Source organism: Paracoccus sp. (in: a-proteobacteria), assembly GCF_032007265.1.
Lineage (GTDB): Bacteria > Pseudomonadota > Alphaproteobacteria > Rhodobacterales > Rhodobacteraceae > Paracoccus.
Window position 1 is genome coordinate 1 of record NZ_DALZMB010000080.1, and the last position, 19,020, is coordinate 19,020.

Consider the following 19,020-nt stretch of genomic DNA (forward strand, 5'->3'; position numbering starts at 1 on the left):
AACGCCGTTGCCGAGAGCTTCTTCAACCTGCTCAAGCGCGAGCGGATCAGGCGCAAACATGCGAGGAATGGGATGTTGTCGCCCGCCGAGTTCGAGCGGCAGCAGAAAATGAGACGTGAAGGCATCTAAGAAACTCGGGCTGGGGGTGCGGACGAAAACTTGGACTATCTTGGAGATAGTTCATGTTTACTTACGAAGAGCGCATGCGGGCAGTTGCCCTCTATATCAAGCTGGGCAAACGGCTGCGCGCCACGATCCGGGAGTTGGGATATCCCACAAAGAACGCCCTGAAGGGCTGGTATTGCGAATACGAGCGCCATCAGGATTTGCGGATCGCATCAGCACCCCGCCCGCCCAAATTCTCGGAGGAGCAGAAGCAAGTCGCGCTAGAGCATTATGCCAGCCAAGGGCGCTGCATTTCATGGACCATGCGTGCCTTGGGGTATCCGGGCCGCGCCACGCTGACGGCTTGGGTGCACGAGGCCTTTCCCCAGGCAAAGAGGGTTCGAACGGAAGATATGGGCCAGGCAATCACACCGATGCTGCGAAGCAGGCCGCTGTCGTAGGCCTTTATAGCCGCACAGAAAGTGCGGAGGTTTTGGCGAAAAAGGTCGGGGTAAGCAGGCCGACGCTTTATGCTTGGAAAAACCAGTTCCTTGGCATGGAGGCTCCAGCCACGATGAGACGTAAGAAAAGCCCCCCTCTGGATCCAGAGATCGCAGAGTTGGAACGTCAGCGCGAAGCCTTACAGCGCGACATCCGCGAACTTCAGATTGAGCATGACCTGCTCAGAACCGCGAGCGAACTGATAAAAAAGGGCATTGGCGGCGACCTGCAGAGCCTGAGCAGTCGGGAAAAGACCCTGCTGATCGTCGCCCTAAGAAACCAGTATAAAGCGCCGGCTTTGCTGACGCGCTTAGGCTTGCCGCGCAGCTCATACTTCTACCATCGCATCCGGATCAGGCTGGAAGATAAGTATCTTCCGGTGCGCCGCATCATGGCCGATATCCTCGAAAGCAATCACTGCTGTTACGGTTATCGCCGCCTCACAGCCTCTCTGACGCGCCATTCCATCTCAATATCAGAGAAAGTGGTGCGGCGCTTGATGAAACAGGAGGCTTTGGCCGTGCCAAAGCCCAAGCGGCGGCGGTACAGCTCATATCTGGGCGAAATCAGCCCCGCGCCAGAGAACGTCATCAATCGCGACTTCCACGCGGCAGCCCCAAACGAGAAGTGGCTGACGGATATCACTGAGTTCCACATCCGCGCAGGCAAAGTTTATCTCTCCCCGATCATCGATTGCTTCGACGGCTTGGTCATCAATTGGGCCATCGGCACCAAACCCGATGCGGATCTCGCCAACCTCATGTTGGACGCAGCCCTGGAGACCATCGTGGACAGTGACGCCCGGCCCATCATCCATAGCGATCGCGGAGGCCATTATCGCTGGACTGGCTGGCTAGAGCGGGTCAACGCAGCTGGGCTCGTTCGCTCGATGTCACGGAAGGCCAGCTCCCAAGACAACGCCGCATGTGAAGGCTTCTTCGGGCGCCTCAAAAATGAGTTCTTCTATCCGCGTGATTGGCGGGCCTTCACCTTAGCTCAGTTCATCGATGCCGTTGACGCCTACATACGCTGGTATAACGAAACGCGTATTAAAATGTCGCTTAGTGGCCGAAGCCCAATCGAATACCGTCAAAGCCTCGGCATAATGACCTAAAAACAGTCCAAGTTTTTGTCCGCACCCCCGATAAGTCCGTTCGGGGAAAGGCGACCCTCGGCCGTCAGCCGATTTGTGCAACAGAGCCGGTTCGAAGACTACAACGAAAACCACCCGCACTCAGGGCTGAGAATGCGCTCGCCACGCGAGTTCATTGCAGCTCAAACCGCAACCGCTTGAGTGTCCGGTAAAACGGGGGCCAATACAGCTTCTGTTCGATCGCCATCAGGCGCATGAGCCGCATCAGCCGCCGGATGCGCTTCACATTCACGGCGTGGCCCTCGTTCCGCAGGTGCCAGGTCATCTGCTGGACGCCGTAGAATGGGGTTTCCAGAAATTGTCGGTCGATCAACCGCATGAGCGACAGGTTCTCTGCGGTCTCGCCCTGCGGCGCATAGTAGAACGACGACCGCGAGATCGACAGCAGGCGGCATTGCGTCCCGACCGACAACTTAGGGTGGTGACGTTCAATCATCCCGCGCCTCACTTGCCGGTCCAGGGCTTGAGCTTTCGTGACAAAAAATCGTTGGCGACAGCTAGTTCCCCGATCTTGGCGTGCAGCGACCGCACCGTCTCCTCGTCGACCTCAGCCTTCTTCTTCCCGCCGCGTTCGAAGATCTCCGCTGCCCCTCGAGCAGCGCCTTCTTCCACTGGTGGATCATCGTCGGATGCACGCCGTATTCTCCGGCAAGCTCCGATACGGTGCGCTCGCCCTTCACGGCTTCCAGCGCCACGCGAGCCTTGAAGCCCGCGTCGTGGTTCCTGCGTTTCGACATCGTCTGGTCTCCTCGTTCTTGGAGACCAGCAGACGGCAGATCGTAGCTTACGTCACTGTCCGATTTTCGGGGGGTAGCTCAAACTAATCATAAGACTTCCAGCCAACATGCTCGCTCCAATCGCGAGGAGGAGGGGGCCGGCGAACTCCTCGGCCACTGTACCCGATGTCGAGGAAACCGATAGCAACATCAGGCTGAATTCTCCCCCGTTGGCCAGGATGACTCCGGTCCGCAATGAGGTCTGAAGCGCTTCGCCGAATAGTCGGGCGACGACGAAAACAATCAGCGTCTTTCCGCAGAGTATTATTGCAAGCCAGACCAGCACGGCAGGCCATTGAGATGGAAGGATCCAAAGTGGTAATTGAGTCCCAATACCGATAAAGAAAATCCCGACAAACAAGTCGCGAAAGGGCCGGATCTCGTTCTCGACAGCATGGCGCGCGTCGCCCTCGCCGATGATCATACCGGTCGCGAATGCGGCGAGCGCCGGAGAAAGGCCAGCAGATGTCGCGACGATCGTGGACCCAAGCGCAATGGTAAGTGCGAGGAGTTGGGCAAGCTCCGGATCGCCACGCAACGCGACCCAACGGGCAAGTACCTGCAACGGACCTCGGGCAATGAACAGAGCAGCAACCACTGCCGTTGCACTGGCGATGACCGTTATCACGCCATACCCTTCGGCGGCACCACTCATTGCATCGTGCAGAAGCAGGAACGCGACGGCTGCCAAGTCCTGAAACAGAAGCACTGCGATGGCCAAGCGCCCATGAGCCGATCCAAGAGCGTTCGCGCCTGCGAGCACCTTGAGGCACATGGCTGTGGATGACATCGCAATGGCCCCGCCGATGAGGATTGCGGAAACTGATGCGAGATCGAAGACCAAACTCGCTACCAACGAAACCGTTATCGTCGTGACTGAAACCTGTACAGCCCCAAGACCGAAGACATGCTTCCTGAGTGTTACGAGCTTCTCGAAGGAGAATTCCAGGCCGAGCGCGAACAGCAGCAGCACCACTCCGATTTCGCCAATACTGCTCAGGGCAGCGCTCTCCGCAATCAGGCCGAGGCCAGCGGGTCCAATGACTATACCGGCAAGAATGTAACCGACGATGCTAGGCACGCCAATCCGTGAACATATCGTCACGAGTACGAACGCGGCGCAAACCAACAAGGCCGCACTTTCGGCAAATCCAGTCACGCCATGCATGTTCTTCTCCTGATATCATGTCGCAGGAAAGGCCAATACCTGTATACTCTAAACGTGCGACCGCGCCCACTGCGCTATCTGCGCGGCAGGCATTACACCGCTCGTCCTCGCGATTTCCTTGCCGCCCCTGAACAAGATCATGGTGGGAATGCCGCGGATCCCGTAACGGTCGGTGATCTGCTGTTCGGCTTCGGTATCGAGCTTGCCGAGACGGAACTGGGGTTCGAGCGAACGCGCCGCAGCCTCGAACTGAGGTGCCATCATCTTGCATGGCCCGCACCATTCCGCCCAGAAATCGACGAGCAGGGGCAGATCGGCATCGGCGTGTCGGTCGAAACTGGCGGCGGTCAGTGTGACTGGCCGGCCCTCGAACAGGGCGGCGCCGCAGCGGCCGCAGCTGGGGTTGTCCGTCAGTCGTTCCTGCGGAACGCGATTGACGGAACTGCATTTCGGGCAAGCAACGGTGGGCATTCTGTTCTCCCTTTGAGTGTCGTTTCGGAGGGGCAGGCAGGGCGGCGCCGTTCAGCGCGAGGTCGTGGCCCGCCGGGCCTCTCGGTGGCGGGGTTCGGGCAGGTATTCGACGCCGCCGCCCAGACGGCGGACGGGCTGCGGATAGAGGGTCATCAGCTCGAGTATTTCCTCGGGCATGTCGGTCCGTACCGGCAGCCCCATCTCGCGCGCCTCTTCCGCAGAGATAGGGTAGTCGTGCGTCCAGGTGCCGGTGGCCAGCTGCGCCGCCAATGTCGCCGCCTTTTCCTCGCCCATCTTGTCGGTCAGGAGCCGTCGCGCTACGGTCTCGACTTGGGCGATCGCCTTTCGACCGACATCGGCCAAGACCAACGTCTGGTCGTCGATTTCCGTGATTGGCTTTTGCTCGACGACCCTGATGAGTGAAGCCGCGGGCATTTGGCCGAGTTGCGGATCGATCGGGCCCAGCACGGAGTGGTCGCACATCACGATCTCGTCTGCGGCCAGAGCGATCAGTGTTCCCCCCAACATGGCGTAGTGCGGCACGAAAACTGTGACCTTGCCCTTGTTTCCCTGAATGGCGCGAGCAATCTGCGTGGCAGCGAGGACCAGTCCGCCGGGGGTGTGCAGCACGATGTCGAGCGGCATTTCGGCGTCCGTCAGCTGGATCGCGCGCAGGACTTCCTCGGAGTCGTTAACGTCGATGTAGCGAACCAGGGGAAAACCTAGGAGGTTCATCGTCTCCTGCCGATGGATCATCAGGATCACCCGGCTTCCGCGCATCCTCTCGATTTGAGCGATCTTCCGAGTGCGCATCGCCTCCAGATACTTCCTCTGCAGTGCCGGCTGCAGTGCGGAGACGATGAAGAACAGCCAGAGCAGTTGCATCAAATCCATGGATTTCCTTTTCCTTTCCTTCGCCCATCCGGCAGGAAGCCGTATATTCCCTCGTCGCGGTAGTAGTTGCGATAGGTGACTGCAGGCCTGCGTAGAATCGGACTAACGAGCCATCCTGAGACGAAGCCGCAGATATGCGCCCACCAGGCAACCCCGCCGGTGGCCGTATCTCCGAGCGACATCAGACCGGGGATGAGCTGCATGACGAACCAGATCATCGCGAACGCCAGCGCGCTGATCTCAAAGAACAACGGGATGACCAGGATCGGCACGATCACGACCAGCCGCGCCGCCGGAAACATCCGCGCATAGCACCCGATCACTCCCGCGATCGCGCCTGATGCTCCGAGGGCAGGCACGACCGAGTCGGGGTTGGCGAGGGCATGCGCCGGCCCAGCTGCCAGGCCGCAGAACAGTGCGAACCGCACCGGCCCTAGCCGGTCTTCGACCGCTGGGCCGAAGATCCAGAGCGTCCACATGTTGAGGATGAGATGAAGCCATCCCGCGTGCAGGAAGATGTTTGTCAGGAACGGGGTCCAATCGGACGGGGCGATGAGACGGAGCTGACCGAAGACGCGCGACGGCAGGCCGTCATCACGTCGTCTTTCTTGCAATTGTCACACCCGTCCACGCCGGAGGATCAGAGGCGGGGAAGGATTCGAGCGAGGCTTCGAGGACCGGATCGAATTCGGCCTCTTCTTGGGACGACAGGTCCACCGTGCCTTTCTGCTCGACTGCGCGCCGGATTGGGTGGTCCGTGCGACCCCGATCCAGGCGGAACGGTATGCGAAAGGCGTTCGGGGCGTCGGCGCCGTTATAGAGGCGATGCCGCTCCTCTCCCCGCCAGGGGTTAGGCTCGGGGCGGCGCGGGGCGTCCTCACGCACGATATAGCGCCAGTCCTGCCGCTCGGCGAAGTCCACGGCGCTATCACGGTCGGGGAATTTCAGCCGGATCGGGCGATAGGGATCGTCGCTGGAGGTATGTCCCATCAGCGGCTCGATCTGCGGGGGCCGGGACGGCTCGAACTCGAGGATCCAGTAGTTGGGCCGAGGCGCCGATGTCATCGCGGAACGGGCAGGACGGTAGATGATTGCCGTCGGCACGTCCCAGGATGGCAGATCGGTTCCGGGAATTTTCGGCGGGAATGGTGGGCGATTATGGCCGCGCATATCAGTTCTCCCGGGTGTCGGTGGATACGAGAAGGTGACGTTCGAGATCGTCGAGTTTTTCCATTCGCCTCGAATTCAGGCGAACGGCGCGTTCGGTGTTCTGCGAAGGAAAGGCAGCAGCGTGCAGGACGTCCGACCGCATTGCTATCGTGAGATCGGCGACGGCATTCATCACGCCCTCTCCGTCCCCGTCCGAGAGCGTGCCGTCAGCAAAACCGGACTGCAAGCTCTCCAGTACCTGCTCGAAGCTGGACACGACCCCTGCACTCGCGACCACAGCCAGCTTGTGGCTGAGAACACGCAGTTCATCGATCAGCTTCGCATCGTGCCTTGCGGTTTCCACGATCTCTGCGACCTTCTCGATGCAGGCCATGTAAATGTCGCATTGCTCCTGGAGGATGATGACCCTTCCTTCCTTGCGAAGCTCGAGATCGGTCTGGCGATTGAGAAGCGCCGCGGTCAGAATGATCGTCACGACAGCGCCGAGGAAGATGAGCGTCATCTCCTGCGCGAAAGGCAGTATGTCTTCGGCAAGATACATCGAACGAAAAACGAAAACGATGCCGATGCCCAAGGCAGCGGCCGCAGCAGCAAATGCCAAGTCAGGCAGGCGGTTCGACATCAGCACCTCGCATTTTCGGTGCCAGGTGGCATGCACGGCTTTGCATCGGCGTCCGGCGCCTCTGCGTCCCGGTGCCGCAGGAAGATTGGCGTCGGACCGCTGCCGAACGGATTGAAGCCGGTGCTCAGGCAACGGTCGAAGATCGTTTCGTCCCATCGGGTGAAATCGTGCTCCTCGCCGGCAAGTCGCCCGTCATCCACCACAGGGCACCTCACGCCTTTGCCGATGGGGGAGCGTCATCGAAGGCCGCACCGTCCGAACGATCCGCCTTGCGAAGCCGTAGCCCGAGGAGGATCATCATCACCCCGAAGACCGCGGCGTAGAAGCCGATCAGCCAGCCGAGCGCGAGGAAGCTTTCGACCGGGCGCGTCAGCAGCATCCAGGTCACGACGACACCGAGAACGACCGAGAGAAGGCCGCTCAGGATCAGCCAGATTTCGCCGTTGATTTCCTTTCGCAGGCGGATCGCTGCCGCGATCTCGAGGGCACCCGAGAACACGGACCAGAATGCGATGCTGGCCCAGAGGAATGTCGCAAGCACAAGCGTCGCGACGAACGGCGAGAAGACCACGACGACCCCCGTGGCGATCCCCAGAATGCCGCTGAACATCAGCCAGCCCCAGCGATCGCCCCCGCGGATGTTGCGGACGGCGGCGACGAGGCCGAACACGCCATCGGCGAAGGCGAAAGCGCCGAAGACCAGCGTCAGAGCAAGCAGCGACTCCGCAGGCATGAGGAAGGCGAGAACCGCGATCACCAGCGCCAGGACACCGCGCAGCACGAACAGCCACCAGTTCCCGGACAGGCTGCACAGCATGTCCTGCATCGTGTCGGATTGCTTTGCAGAGGTTGTCGTCATTGGTCCATCTCCTGTTCAGGTTTCAACTCAGTAGTGCCGATTGTCTCCGCGCCGGCCAGGGCGGCCGCCACGCGGCGGCGGTCCTCGACCGGTTGAGGCAGACACTGCGTCCGGGCAATTTCCCTTTCCACGGGCGCGCGCACCGATGCCTCGCCGATCAACCCGGCTTCGACCAGCGTGCCGCGCAGTGTCTCCGCCGCGTTCTCTGCAATCTTCAACACTTCCGCCTCAGTGAGACCCAGGAGGTGCGCCGTCTCCGCGATCGTGGCGTCTTCCAGGTACATCCGATACAGGACGCGGCGCTCGACCGGAGCAAGATCTGCGATAGCCCGGTGCAGTGCCATGGCGATATCATGACGATCCACTTCGGTCTCGGGGTCTGTGCCGCCGTCGTCGGCGATGAGGTCCTCCAGCATCAGCACTTCGTCGGGCTGGTAGAACTCGAACATCGCCTGATCCGCCTCGGTCGGATCCTCCGCCGGGGCCTCGGGTTCCGCCTCGATGGAGGCGGCATCCTCAGGCACGGCGCGGCGGGCGGCGCGGGATTCTTCCTCGATGGTCTCAAAAGCCAGCCGTTTCAGCCAGTCGCCGACGGAAAACTCCGAAGGCCGATCCTCGAAGCGGGCCAGCCCCTTGAGGATCGTCGCATCGAAGAGACCGCGAACGCTCAGATATCCCTCCGGTACCGATCCGCTGCATTCGAGATAGGTCAACTCGCGCCTGACGGTGTCATAGATCGTATCGAGATAATCCTCGATCAGGTCAAAGAAGAGCTGGCGCCGGTCCGCTTCCGCCGCATCCCGCGCGGGCGGCAGCGGGGCGCCGATCCGGCGCCGGCGGGCGGGACGCTTGTATTCAGGCTCGTGCTTGAGGCGCGCCACATGCCGATCGACCTGGTGGCGCAGGTCGGCAAAGGCCTTGCGCAGGACAGGCTCGATCTCGAATCCCTCTTCCCGCGCCGCGATCACGCCCGACGGCAGTTGCAGGCGCAGGCTGACTTTGATGCGCGTCTTGCCCCTCGTCTGCGAGGCAACGACTTCGAGCCGGACCAGATCCTCGCGAAAGCGCGCAAGGTGCGGTTCAAGTTGCCGCACCTCCTCCTCGATGACCTCAGGCGCGCGCTGTTGGCCGTGCCGGTCGAGATTGCGGAATGATCTAATGACGTTCATGCCGTGGACCTTCCTATAACTCTCCGAAGAGATGGTCCGGCGCGACCGATATCGCGCCGGGCCAGTCTTTTGCGCTGTCACTCGGCGGACTTGTCGTCCTTGGACTGCACCTCATCCTCAACGCTGGGCTTCGGAACGTCTGTCTTGTTTTCGGCAACTTCGCTGGGCTCCTCCATCCCGGCCTTGGCCTGATCGTCCGGGCTGTCGTCACCGGTGTCCTTTACGATCTTTTCGAACACGACCCTCTGTTCGTCTTCCGACCAGGCGACGCGGACCTTGTCACCATCCTCGATCCGCCCGGAGAGCATCTCGCGGGCCAACTCGGTCTCCAACTCCGACCGGATCAGCCGGCGCAGCTCGCGGGCGCCGAATTCGGGGCGGAAGCCGACCGCGCCGAAGTGATCCACGACGCTCACGTCGAATTCGAGTTCGACGCCCTGGGTAAGGGCGGTCCGCTTCACCCGGTTGAGCTGCAACTCGACGATCTGGCGGATCTCCGACTGATTCAGCGAATGAAAGACGATGATCTCATCGATCCGGTTGATGAACTCTGGCCGGAAATGACCGCGCAACACCTCCATCAGTTCGGATTTCTGCTTGGCCTCGTCGAACTCACTGCTGCCGCGTTTCGTGAGGTTGCGCTGGATGATGTCCGAACCGAGGTTCGAGGTGGCGATGATGATGGTGTTGGTGAAGTCCACCACGCGGCCCTTGCCATCTGTCAGGCGGCCATCGTCGAACACCTGCAACAGGATGTTGTAGACATCGGGATGCGCCTTTTCGATCTCGTCGAGGAGCACGACCGAGTAGGGCCGACGGCGCACCTTCTCCGTCAGCTGCCCGCCTTCGTCGTATCCGACGTAGCCCGGAGGTGCGCCAACCAACCGGGCAACCGCGTGACGCTCTCCATATTCCGACATGTCGATACGGATCATCGCGTCCTGATCGCCGAAGATTACCTCGGCGAGCGTCTTGGCCAGTTCCGTCTTGCCAACCCCGGTCGGCCCGAGGAATAGGAAGGTCGCGGTCGGACCGGAACCTTCGCGCAGACCCGCACGCGCCAGGCGCACCGCATCGGCCACGGCGCGGATCGCTTCTTCCTGGCCAATGACGCGCTCGTGCAGCTTCTCCTCAAGCTTCAGGAGCTTGTCCTTCTCCTCGGCGGTCAGCTCCGTGACCGGAACACCGGTGATCTTGGAGACGATCTGCGCGACATGATCGGCGCGCACCTCGGCAGTCGCCGAAGCCTGGTCGCGCTTCCAGATCTCCAGAAGCTCGTCAAGCTCCTTCTGCTTCTGCTCGAGTTCCTTCTTCAGTTCCGCTGCTCGGTCGAATTGCTTGCGGGCTGCGGCATAGTCCTGTTCGCGCTTGATCTGCGCGACCTCGGCTTCGAGCTCCTGCACGTCCACGGGCCGCGCAGTGGCCGAGATCTTCACCCGCGCCGCGGCCTGGTCGATCAGGTCGATCGCCTTGTCGGGCATGAAGCGACCGGTGATATAGCGATCCGAAAGCTCCGCGGCGGCGATGATCGCCTCGTCGGTGATCGTCACCTTGTGGTGGCTTTCGAGCGTGTCGCGCAGCCCGCGCAGAATCATGATCGTCTGTGCGACCGTGGGCTCGTCCACATAAACCGGCTGGAACCGTCGCTCGAGCGCCGCGTCCTTCTCGATGTATTTCTGGTACTCGTTGAGCGTCGTCGCGCCGATCAGGTTCAGCTCGCCCCGCGCCAGCGCCGGCTTGAAGGTGTTGGCGATGTCGAGACCACCTTCGCCACCGCCCTGGCCGGCGCCGACGATGGTGTGCATCTCGTCGATGAACAGGATCAGGCTGTCCTTCTCCTCGGTGATCTCCTTGAGGATCTTCTGGACTCGCTCCTCGAACTCGCCGCGATACTTCGACCCGGCCACCATCGAGTTGATGTTGAGCTCGACCAGCCGCTTGTCGCGCAGCGCCTCGGGCACTTCGCCCGCGACGATCCGTTGTGCAAGTCCCTCGACGATGGCGGTCTTGCCCACGCCGGGCTCGCCGATCAGCACCGGGTTGTTCTTTTTCCGGCGGGCCAGCACTTCGATCGTCGTCTCGATCTCGCGGGCGCGGCCGATGACGGGATCGAGCTTGCCATCGCGGGCGAGCTTCGTCAGGTCACGGCTGAACTGGTCGAGATCGGGGGTGTTCGACGGAGTCTCGACGCGGCCTTCCTCGGCTCCCTTGCCGACCACCTTCGTCACCTGCTGACGCAGCGCCTGCGGCGTCAACCCCAGCTTGCGCAGCATCGCCGCGGCCAGGCCTTCACCTTCCTCGGCAAGTCCGATCAGAAGGTGCTCGGGACCGACATAGGAATGGCCGAGTTCGTTCGAGGCGATGAAGGCCCGGTTCAGCGCGTCCTTCAGGCGAGGGCTTACGCCGATTTCGCCCTCCGTCTTGGCGTCTCCACGCTTCGCTTCCTTCTCGATCTGGCGCCGCAGATCATCCACATCGACCTTGAACTGTTCCAGGATCGTCTTGACGACGTCAGACGGGGTCAATGCCAGAAGCAGATGTTCGGTGTCGACCTCGCTGCGCCCGAATTCCCCGGCCTTCTGTGCTGCATCCTGCAGCAGCTTGTTGCCCTGTTCGCTCAGCCGGTCGGCGATGGTGCGTCCGCCGCCGCGCCGCGATCCACGCCGCGGCGCGCCCTCGCCGAAAGTGGCGTCGACGACAGCGTCATCGCCATCACCCATAGAGCCGAGCGTGCCGCCTCGCAGCGGACTGTCACCAAAGAGGCTGCCGAAACCGCTCTCGCCGAAGAATTCGTCAAGAAGGGAACGCCGCCCGAACAGCGACTCCAGCGGCGAGGCGCTGCGACCCGACCGGCGCGCTATTTCGCTGTAGTGCTGATCGCACAGCTCCATGTTCTGAACCCTGCCGTTCACCGAGGCGCGCACGCGCGTCGTCGCCGGGCGACCGCAAATATCGCAAGCTCCGTTTGCCATTCGTCTTCTCCGTTTTCATTATCCAGTCAGGGTTGTTCGCCGATCATCTGCGCCAGTGACAGTGTCACGCAGCGACCACTTCCGTTCTTTTCACCTTGGACCCAATTGCCACAAGATCGGGCTCGTCCAGTGTCTCTCGTTGCAGGAGATCTTGCGCCGATTGCTCGAGAAGATCCAGTCTTCCTTTCCATACCAATTTGCTCCCTCTAGCGTGAGTGCTGCGCACGTATGCGTTTGAGAAGTGCGAGAAGAACACGCCTCTCGTCGACTGATAGGTCCGGTAAGATGTCTTCCTTCAACGCCGCTCGTCAGGGGTCGAGTTCTCGCAAGATTTTCTGCGTCTTTCTCGTCGGCACAACGGTCTGCGACCGCCGATCATTCGGTGACGGCGACCGCTCAACCCAGCCCCCGCGCCATGCGGTCCACGAGTTGCCCGGCTGTCGCACTGCCGACTTCCAGCCGCGCCGTGAGGTCGCTGATCACGAGGCCGGGGAATCGTCCACATGGGCGGCTGCCATCCACGACAGTCGCGTCTGACCGGGCTCACGGCTTTCATCGTCGATCCGCTGCTGGATGTGCTGGGCGACCCGATGGATCGTCGTGCCGATCAACGCAGCGCCGGATGCAATCATCATTTGACCTCCAAGGGTCTGTTGGTCGTCGCCAAGCTCCATCAGACGCCGCTGGAGATTAAAATGCTAGCATGAATTATGCTTGCGTCGTATCATTGTGGCCGTAGAACTGAAACGGATTCATTATCGATATCTCTTGCCTTGGCGCTCGATTCGCGAACGGCGTACTGCGGATCGTCATCTTCCGGCCTGAGGAGGAGAAGCCGAAGAGAATTGAGATCAGGGCAGCCTGAGAGGAGCTGGAATGATGAGCACCGATATCACGCAAGCCACGAAAAGACGCCGACTGACGCGCCTGAAACCGCCGGCGGCGGCCGCATCTACGACCCGCTGACCGATATCGTCGAGACCGATCAGTGTGTCTCCATGATGGTCGAAATGCCTGGTGTCGCCGCCGATGCGGTCGAAATCACGCTTGAAAACCGCGTGCTGACGATCCGCGGCAAGGTTGAGCCGATGCGGCCTGAAAACCTGGAACTTGCCTATGCTGGACGTGCCGAGGGCGATTTCGAGCGTGACTTCACGCTTTCCGAGGGTTTCGACCCCGACCGGATCGAAGCCGAGATGCGCGGAGGCGTCCTCACTTTGACGCTCCCCCGAGCCCCTGAAGCTCAGCCGAAGAGGATCGCCGTCAAGGGCGCCTGAAAACCGAAGGACACACCATCATGCAGATCAAGGACCTGATCCCCTGGGCGCGCAAGGACGGCGCGCCAGACGCCAAAAGCAGCGAAGACAACCCGATCGCGACACTCCAGCGCGAAATGAACCATGTGTTCGAGAACTTCTGGAACCGGGTCGGTCAGTTCGAATGGCCCTGGGGCAGCGGCGAAGCCAAATCCGACGTGGTCGAGACCGACAAGGCGATCGAAGTATCGATCGAGCTGCCGGGCATGGAGATGAAGGACATCGAGGTGACCGTCAACGATGACATGTTGACTGTGAAGGGGGAGAAGAAGATCGAGCGCCAGGAGGAGAAAAAGGGATACTACCTCTCCGAGCGCAGCTACGGCGCGATCTACCGGACAATTCCACTCCCGCCCGGTGTGGATGGCGAGAAGGCGCAAGCCTCCTTCAAGAACGGGGTTCTGACGATCAAGCTGCCGCAAACGCCCGAAGCCCAAGCCAAGGTCAGGAAAATCGCGGTCAAGGAGGCCTGAGAAGGGCTTTGACCGTGCCAACTTCGCGGCGAAACCGCCGTAGAACCAATCACAGCCGAAAGGAACAGACTGATGAAACTCAGGAATCTTTACGCGGGAACAGCTTTGGCGCTGCTGATTGTCAGCGCGGGCCCTTCCTGGTCTCAGGATACGGCTCAGGCGGAGGCTGAATCGCAGGCGGTCAACCGGGAGCAGGTCGAAGAGAGCGTGACCGCCGAAACCGATTCACAGCTCGCCGATAAACGCACCGCCGTGATCCAGGAGGCGGTCGACGCGCTCGATGAAACGATGGCTGCGATCGCCGCGATCGAGAAGGGCGATACAGATGCGGCGATTGCTGCGCTCGCGTTGGCCACGGGGAAGCTCGAGACCGTCGTCGCGCGTGAACCGGATCTCGCTTTGGCGCCCATACGGATCGATCATGTCACCTATGACGTTCTGGGCAGCGTCGAAGCCGTCCGAGGACTCGGCAAACAGATCGAGGACTTGGTCGACGATGGGAAGTTCCAGGAAGCGAGACCGCTGCTGAGCGGGTTCGCGTCCGAGGTTGTCATCCGGACAACCAGCCTTCCGCTTGCGACCTATCCCGACGCGATCCTCGCAGCGACGGCACTGCTTGATGACGGAAAGACCGACGAAGCGATGACGGTACTCAACGCCGCACTGAGCACCCAGGTGGTGACCGACACAGTGATCGCCCTGCCTCCGCTCAGAGCCGTGGCGATGATCGAGAAGGCCAAAGCTCTGCTCAATGACGACGGTAAGGCGGCAAACGACAAAGCCGCTACTGAAGATGCCGATCTGACGGCCGCCGACTATGTTGAGGCGGCACGCCAGGAACTCGAAATCGCCGAAGCGCTCGGCTACGGCCGCGAAAGCGATTTCGAGGATCTGCATGAGGCGCTGAATGAGTTGGACCGTCAGATTAAGGCGCAGGAGGATACCGGAGGGATCTTCGAAACGATTGCGACCCGGTTCAAGGAACTTCGAACGCGCATCTTCAACTAAAAGAGAACCTCTAATGGAGCCCCGCCGCAAACGAGACCAGCGGCGGGGTTCTTTCGCAGGAAGACTGAGGAACGATCGATAGTCTGGGCCCGGAGTCCCGGCTCTCGACACATAACAATTGGTTCCTGGCTCCATCGCAGGTAAAGAATTCCCGAATGATCCCGGTCTGCGGCGAAGCCAGGGAGAGCTTGTCTATTCGGGGGAACTTCGAGGGGTACTGATGAAAGACCTGAAACCATCAGGGCTAACCCGTGAACAATGGTCGGCGATGACGCTCTACGAGAAGTTCGAACAGGTCGTCATTTTCGTCCTCAGCGCCATCATTGCGGTTATCGTCGTGGCGTCGGTTTGGGCGCTGATGCGCGAGGTCGTGAACCGGTTGGTCTTGGGAGCGTTCGACATGCTCGATTACGCCACCTTCCAGGTGGTGTTCGGAATGATCTTCACCGTTGTAATTGCGCTCGAGTTCAAGCGCTCCCTTCTTGTGGCGACAGAACGCAGCTTCGGCATTCTCCAGGTCCGCACGATCGTGCTGATCGCGCTCCTCGCGATCGCGCGCAAATTTATCATCCTCGACCTTGGCGAGACGGAGCCAGCCAAGATTGCCGCCCTCGCGGGCGCGGCTCTTGCGCTCGGAGCAGTCCACTGGCTGGTGCGCGATCAGGACCGGCGCGAAGAGCCCGGTGCTAAAAATGCCGAAGGCGATCAATGAGCCGAAGCGTTTTCGTTCGACTTGTTTCATCAACCTCTGCCGCACTCATCATCATAATTGTTTAGCAGAAATTTTTTATCATGCCGAGCTGATCAGCCGGGGGTGCGGACAAAAACCTGGACTGTTTTCAGGTCGCAAGGCCGAGGCTTTCACGATATTCGATCGGGCTTCGGCCACCAAGCGACATCTTGATGCGGGTTTCGTTATATTAGCGGATATAGCCATCCACGGGTCTATGAACTGCTCCATTGAGAAGTCCCTCCAGTCGCGTGGATAGAAGAACTCCGTCTTGAGGTAATCTCTGCTGGATCAAGAAAAGCGGTCACCGAAATGGGCCCGCAACGCCTGCCCGATCGCCTCACTGCTATAAGGCTTCTCGATCCAGACCGCACGCCCGAAGACCCCACCGACTTCCTTCACATCGGGCACAAGTGCGCTTGCCATGACGAAGGGCACGTTGGCGCCCTCCAGCCGCGCGGCCACGGGTTCGGACGAAAGGCCGTTCAGATCCTGGTCCAGCACGGCAAAGCGGATCGGCGTCCCGTCGTCCAGCGCCGACAGGGCCGCATGGGGGCTGGCCGCGATCACGACATCCTGCGCGCCCAGCCTGCGCAGGCTCTGCGCCGCGTTCATGGCGATGATCGTGTTGTCCTCGACGACCAGCACCCGGCCCGAAAGCCGGATGTCGTTCGCGCTGGTCGGCGCGGGCCGCAGTTGGACAACAGGCGCAGGCGCTTCGGGCCGGACCGAAAGGCCCGGGATCCGCATCGTCATCTCGAAGCCTTCCCGGGCAAAGCTGGTCGTGACCGTCCCGCCGAGTTCGTGCGGAACTACCTGCTCGATCAGTGCGCTGCCGAAGCCTGCGCGACGGGGCGCGGACACGGCCGGACCTCCGCGCTCGTGCCACCGGAGCTCGATGCCGCCCTTCACTTCGCCGAGGCTCACCTGCAGCCGCCCGCCCGCGGGTCCCAGCGCCCCGTGCTTCACCGCATTGGTCGTCAGCTCATGGGTCACCAGCGTCAGGGCCGAGCGCTGCCGGGACGACAGCATGACGTCGCCGCCGACATATTCCACCCTGTCGCCGGCTGAACCACCATAGACGCGGACCTCGTCCAGGATCAGCTGGCGCAGCGAGGTTTCCCGCTGCCCGCGGTCGGTCAGGACGTCGCTTGCCCGCTTCATCGCGGCAAGCCGCTCCTGCGTCTCCGCGACATAGGCCTGCAGAACAGGGTCACCTCCATCCGCCCCCGACTCGATCACGGCCGAAACCGTCGAATAGACGTTGCGCAGCCGGTGCGTCAGTTCGGCGATCACGACCTCCTGCCGCTCGTTGCGGGTAGTGCTGCGGTGGTCGCGTTCGGCGTTGAGGCGCAGCGTGATCTCCAGCAGGCTGACGCGCAGCACTTCGGCCGCGGCAAGGTCGCCCGGTGTCCAGCTTTCACAGAAGCCGCGCCGCTGCTCGCGCCAGGCCGAAAAGCTGGTGCGCGGCGACAGGCGGCCATCGGGCAGTTGCATCTTTGCCGGAGAACCCGCCCAGATCAGGTCTCGCGTCATCTCACGACGAAACAGGATCACGCCGTCGCTGCGGCGACTGTGGATCGGGATGGCCAGCATCCCGCCGATCTTGGATTCCGGCGGTACTGTCCCAAGACAGACCTGTTGCAGGTTGTCGACGCCGAACGCCCGGTTCGACCCGTTGCGGGCCACGTGATCCATCAACATGCCGAAGCGTTCCCGCGATGGCGCCAGCCCTTCCGAGAGATAGTGGCCACCGATCATCATGGCGATGCCGTCAACGTGGATAGCGTCCATGATCTCGCGGGCGACGGCCGCGAGGTCGGGGGCGTCGCCGGTAGCGCTTTCGACCATGATCGAGATGCGCTCATGCGCCTCGAGCGCGGCGGCCCGTTGCCGGGCTTCGTCCTGCCTTGCGCGCTGGCCGAGTTCGTAGGCCAGCAGCTGGGCGAACAACTCGATGGCGGAGCGGGTTTCGTAATCGACATAATGCGGCTGCTCGTGGTGGCAAGCAACCATCCCCCACAGCTCACCCTCGACCAGGATCGAGGCCGACATGGAGGAGCGCACACCCATGTTGCGCAGGTACTGCAGATGGATCGGGGACACCGCACGGGTGATCGACAGCGACAGGTCGGTCGGCGCGCCGTTTGGGGCTTGCGCGGGGACGATCGGATGCACCGGCGCGTCCACGTCGGCGATGATCCGGATCAGGTTGCGCGTGTAAAGCGCGCGCGCCTGCGCCGGGATGTCCGAGGCGGGAAAGCGGTGTCCCATGTAACTGGCCCCACCCCCGGTGAGCGTCTCGGCAAGGACGACGCCGCTGAAATCGGGTTCAAACCGATAGACCATGACCCGGTCGAAGCCGGTCAGCGCCCAGACCGCATCCGTCGCGACGGCGCAGAGATCGTCCTGATCCTCGCCCTGGGCAAGCCGGGGCAGGAGCGACTGCACCACGGCCCCCGGGTCGCGCACGCGGTCGGACCGCTTGTGCTCGAACTCGATCAGGAAGACTGGGCCGTCGCGATGGATCGCAATGTCGAAGCGGCGGTCATCCTCGAACACGGCCACGTCGAACAGGCGGATCCCCTGGTCGTAGCGCCCCATCACCTGCACCTTGCCGCGCAGCGTGTGCATGGTGGACGAGGGCAGGACGTCCGTGAGCCGCTGCGCGACCAGCGCCCCGGGTTCGAGCCCCAGGATCCCCCCGCAATTTGCCGAGACATTACGCACGACCCACTGCGTAGTGACGACCAGGAGGCAGCCGAAGTCCTGCACATGGCCAAGGAACTGGATCTGTTCCTGTGCGCAGGCATCGACCATCGCCTGCGTGACGCTGTCCTTCGCCGGCTCGGCTGCGACCTGCGGGATTGTGCTTTCAGTCATAGCGTCCTTTCGCAAGAGGCCGAGGGCGGAACAGACCGAAGATCGCATTGACCTCGGCCACCATGCGATCGGCGTCGGGGCCATGCGCCGGCCGGGCGGACAGGTCGAAACAGAGCTCGCGCCATTCCGCGTCGCGCGGCGGCAGGGACAGGAAAGCGCCTGCCTGCCGGGCCTCGCCCCGGGCATGGGCCGCCCAGTGGCGCTGCATCAGCTTCGCCCCCCGCCGTGACCCGAGAAGGATGTAAAGCGCGGGATCTGCCGTGACGCGAAGCCGTTCTCCGCCTTCGGGCCACGGATGTCCAAGGGCAGCAAGGTCGGTCTCCAGCGCCTCCCGATACTGGGCCTGCAACGCCTCGACCTGGGCCGAGTTGACGCCATTCGAGAAGGACAGTGCGGCAAAGGCGCGCAGATGATCCGACAGGAACAGGCCCAGGCCTTCTGGGCCCGTGATGTCGCAGCAACGATAGGCCGCATCGACGCGATCATGCGCCGCGCGCGTGTCGTCGCGCATTCTGGTGCGAAGGCTTTCAGCCCAGTTCAAATCGATCTCCAAGCAAAACATATACGAACAGTGACCCAGAAGAGAGATCAGCCTGAACCGCGCGGTGCCCGCTGCAAGCTGGTTGATCCCTACCTACCCGGCTATCTAAGGATTTTCCAGACACGCGAAGTATGCCGCTCGGTGCCGTCCTGCCGGGGCTCTGTTGCACAATTCGGCTGATGGCCAAGGCTCCCCTTTCCCCGGACGGA

The 19,020-nt window shown here is 61.8% G+C and carries 19 protein-coding genes and 3 pseudogenes; 6 read left to right on the forward strand and 16 right to left on the reverse strand.

Features of this window, described 5'->3' with window-relative positions; translation table 11 throughout:
* Both RTS12_RS15160 and RTS12_RS15165 read left to right on the forward strand, forming a co-directional pair.
* A pseudogene (locus RTS12_RS15160) lies at positions 1 to 129 on the forward strand (IS3 family transposase); the annotation flags it as partial.
* A gap of 53 nt (positions 130 to 182) precedes the next feature.
* A protein-coding gene (locus RTS12_RS15165) for an IS3 family transposase (protein WP_409455693.1) occupies positions 183 to 1,720 on the forward strand; the annotation gives its coding sequence in 2 pieces (ribosomal slippage) (positions 183 to 498 and positions 498 to 1,720; 1,539 coding nt in all).
* Positions 1,721 to 1,871: 151 nt separating this feature from the next.
* On the opposite strand, the gene RTS12_RS15170 is transcribed toward RTS12_RS15165, so the two are convergent.
* The 13 genes and pseudogenes from RTS12_RS15170 to RTS12_RS15230 form a co-directional block, all read right to left on the reverse strand.
* Positions 1,872 to 2,195, reverse strand: a complete 324-nt coding sequence (locus RTS12_RS15170) for an IS3 family transposase (protein ID WP_312530011.1) — start codon at positions 2,193 to 2,195, stop codon at positions 1,872 to 1,874.
* Between the two features lie 8 nt (positions 2,196 to 2,203).
* Complete coding sequence (locus tag RTS12_RS15175; protein WP_312530048.1) at positions 2,204 to 2,371, reverse strand: hypothetical protein; 168 nt, start codon at positions 2,369 to 2,371, stop codon at positions 2,204 to 2,206.
* 23 nt (positions 2,372 to 2,394) lie between these two features.
* Positions 2,395 to 2,496, reverse strand: a pseudogene (locus RTS12_RS15180) (hypothetical protein); the annotation flags it as partial.
* 52 nt (positions 2,497 to 2,548) lie between these two features.
* Positions 2,549 to 3,703, reverse strand: coding sequence for a cation:proton antiporter (locus RTS12_RS15185; protein WP_312530013.1), 1,155 nt, complete (start codon positions 3,701 to 3,703; stop codon positions 2,549 to 2,551).
* A gap of 48 nt (positions 3,704 to 3,751) precedes the next feature.
* Positions 3,752 to 4,174, reverse strand: coding sequence for a thioredoxin TrxC (trxC, locus tag RTS12_RS15190; RefSeq protein ID WP_011982916.1), 423 nt, complete (start codon positions 4,172 to 4,174; stop codon positions 3,752 to 3,754).
* A gap of 51 nt (positions 4,175 to 4,225) precedes the next feature.
* The gene (locus RTS12_RS15195; protein ID WP_312530015.1) at positions 4,226 to 5,068 is read right to left on the reverse strand and encodes an SDH family Clp fold serine proteinase; all 843 of its coding nucleotides are present in this window, start codon (positions 5,066 to 5,068) and stop codon (positions 4,226 to 4,228) included.
* Positions 5,059 to 5,682: a rhomboid family intramembrane serine protease gene (locus RTS12_RS15200; RefSeq protein WP_312530017.1), complete on the reverse strand. Its 624-nt coding sequence runs from the start codon at positions 5,680 to 5,682 to the stop codon at positions 5,059 to 5,061. The genes RTS12_RS15195 and RTS12_RS15200 overlap by 10 nt, the downstream gene beginning before the upstream one ends.
* The gene (locus RTS12_RS15205) at positions 5,663 to 6,238 is read right to left on the reverse strand and encodes an NADH dehydrogenase ubiquinone Fe-S protein 4 (protein WP_155066081.1); all 576 of its coding nucleotides are present in this window, start codon (positions 6,236 to 6,238) and stop codon (positions 5,663 to 5,665) included. Before RTS12_RS15205 ends, RTS12_RS15200 begins: the two co-directional genes overlap by 20 nt.
* 1 nt (position 6,239) lies before the next feature.
* Entirely contained in the window at positions 6,240 to 6,860 is a 621-nt protein-coding gene (locus tag RTS12_RS15210; RefSeq protein WP_312530024.1) for a hypothetical protein, read from the reverse strand.
* 211 nt (positions 6,861 to 7,071) lie between these two features.
* Entirely contained in the window at positions 7,072 to 7,719 is a 648-nt protein-coding gene (locus tag RTS12_RS15215) for an HdeD family acid-resistance protein (RefSeq protein WP_207470195.1), read from the reverse strand.
* A complete protein-coding gene (locus RTS12_RS15220; protein WP_312530030.1) occupies positions 7,716 to 8,888 on the reverse strand; it encodes a sigma-70 family RNA polymerase sigma factor in 1,173 nt (390 codons plus the stop codon). The genes RTS12_RS15215 and RTS12_RS15220 overlap by 4 nt, the downstream gene beginning before the upstream one ends.
* A gap of 77 nt (positions 8,889 to 8,965) precedes the next feature.
* Positions 8,966 to 11,860, reverse strand: coding sequence for an AAA family ATPase (locus tag RTS12_RS15225; protein ID WP_312530032.1), 2,895 nt, complete (start codon positions 11,858 to 11,860; stop codon positions 8,966 to 8,968).
* A 479-nt stretch (positions 11,861 to 12,339) separates the two neighbouring features.
* A complete protein-coding gene (locus RTS12_RS15230; protein ID WP_312530034.1) occupies positions 12,340 to 12,495 on the reverse strand; it encodes a hypothetical protein in 156 nt (51 codons plus the stop codon).
* A 138-nt stretch (positions 12,496 to 12,633) separates the two neighbouring features.
* On the opposite strand from RTS12_RS15230, the gene RTS12_RS15235 reads away from it, so the two are divergent.
* The 4 genes from RTS12_RS15235 to RTS12_RS15250 all read left to right on the forward strand — a co-directional run bounded on the left by RTS12_RS15235 (position 12,634) and on the right by RTS12_RS15250 (position 15,369).
* Complete coding sequence (locus RTS12_RS15235) at positions 12,634 to 13,137, forward strand: Hsp20/alpha crystallin family protein (RefSeq protein WP_312530036.1); 504 nt, start codon at positions 12,634 to 12,636, stop codon at positions 13,135 to 13,137.
* A gap of 20 nt (positions 13,138 to 13,157) precedes the next feature.
* Positions 13,158 to 13,649 (forward strand): Hsp20/alpha crystallin family protein, encoded by a 492-nt coding sequence (locus RTS12_RS15240; RefSeq protein ID WP_312530038.1) that lies wholly within the window; start codon positions 13,158 to 13,160, stop codon positions 13,647 to 13,649.
* 72 nt (positions 13,650 to 13,721) lie between these two features.
* Positions 13,722 to 14,657 (forward strand): YfdX family protein, encoded by a 936-nt coding sequence (locus RTS12_RS15245; RefSeq protein WP_312530040.1) that lies wholly within the window; start codon positions 13,722 to 13,724, stop codon positions 14,655 to 14,657.
* Positions 14,658 to 14,877: 220 nt separating this feature from the next.
* Positions 14,878 to 15,369, forward strand: a complete 492-nt coding sequence (locus RTS12_RS15250) for a phosphate-starvation-inducible PsiE family protein (protein ID WP_312530042.1) — start codon at positions 14,878 to 14,880, stop codon at positions 15,367 to 15,369.
* Between the two features lie 127 nt (positions 15,370 to 15,496).
* Here the strand turns inward: RTS12_RS15250 and RTS12_RS15255 are convergent.
* From RTS12_RS15255 to RTS12_RS15265, 3 genes and pseudogenes are all read right to left on the reverse strand, one after another.
* Positions 15,497 to 15,663: pseudogene (locus tag RTS12_RS15255) on the reverse strand (IS3 family transposase); the annotation flags it as partial.
* Between the two features lie 15 nt (positions 15,664 to 15,678).
* Positions 15,679 to 18,270, reverse strand: a complete 2,592-nt coding sequence (locus RTS12_RS15260) for a GAF domain-containing protein (RefSeq protein ID WP_312530044.1) — start codon at positions 18,268 to 18,270, stop codon at positions 15,679 to 15,681.
* The gene (locus RTS12_RS15265) at positions 18,263 to 18,781 is read right to left on the reverse strand and encodes a hypothetical protein (protein ID WP_312530046.1); all 519 of its coding nucleotides are present in this window, start codon (positions 18,779 to 18,781) and stop codon (positions 18,263 to 18,265) included. Before RTS12_RS15265 ends, RTS12_RS15260 begins: the two co-directional genes overlap by 8 nt.
* Positions 18,782 to 19,020: the final 239 nt, after the last annotated feature.

Excerpts from the sequence above, each read along its gene's own strand:
- RTS12_RS15240 (WP_312530038.1), top strand. The coding sequence starts at position 13,158 with ATGCAGATCAAGGACCTGATCCCCTGGGCGCGCAAGGACGGCGCGCCA.
- RTS12_RS15265 (WP_312530046.1), bottom strand. The coding sequence starts at position 18,781 with ATGCGCGACGACACGCGCGCGGCGCATGATCGCGTCGATGCGGCCTAT.
- trxC (WP_011982916.1), bottom strand. The coding sequence starts at position 4,174 with ATGCCCACCGTTGCTTGCCCGAAATGCAGTTCCGTCAATCGCGTTCCG.
- RTS12_RS15185 (WP_312530013.1), bottom strand. The coding sequence starts at position 3,703 with ATGCATGGCGTGACTGGATTTGCCGAAAGTGCGGCCTTGTTGGTTTGC.
- RTS12_RS15195 (WP_312530015.1), bottom strand. The coding sequence starts at position 5,068 with ATGGATTTGATGCAACTGCTCTGGCTGTTCTTCATCGTCTCCGCACTG.
- RTS12_RS15225 (WP_312530032.1), bottom strand. The coding sequence starts at position 11,860 with ATGGCAAACGGAGCTTGCGATATTTGCGGTCGCCCGGCGACGACGCGC.
- RTS12_RS15215 (WP_207470195.1), bottom strand. The coding sequence starts at position 7,719 with ATGACGACAACCTCTGCAAAGCAATCCGACACGATGCAGGACATGCTG.
- RTS12_RS15210 (WP_312530024.1), bottom strand. The coding sequence starts at position 6,860 with ATGTCGAACCGCCTGCCTGACTTGGCATTTGCTGCTGCGGCCGCTGCC.
- RTS12_RS15220 (WP_312530030.1), bottom strand. The coding sequence starts at position 8,888 with ATGAACGTCATTAGATCATTCCGCAATCTCGACCGGCACGGCCAACAG.
- RTS12_RS15230 (WP_312530034.1), bottom strand. The coding sequence starts at position 12,495 with ATGATGATTGCATCCGGCGCTGCGTTGATCGGCACGACGATCCATCGG.
- RTS12_RS15245 (WP_312530040.1), top strand. The coding sequence starts at position 13,722 with ATGAAACTCAGGAATCTTTACGCGGGAACAGCTTTGGCGCTGCTGATT.
- RTS12_RS15205 (WP_155066081.1), bottom strand. The coding sequence starts at position 6,238 with ATGCGCGGCCATAATCGCCCACCATTCCCGCCGAAAATTCCCGGAACC.
- RTS12_RS15260 (WP_312530044.1), bottom strand. The coding sequence starts at position 18,270 with ATGACTGAAAGCACAATCCCGCAGGTCGCAGCCGAGCCGGCGAAGGAC.
- RTS12_RS15170 (WP_312530011.1), bottom strand. The coding sequence starts at position 2,195 with ATGATTGAACGTCACCACCCTAAGTTGTCGGTCGGGACGCAATGCCGC.
- RTS12_RS15250 (WP_312530042.1), top strand. The coding sequence starts at position 14,878 with ATGAAAGACCTGAAACCATCAGGGCTAACCCGTGAACAATGGTCGGCG.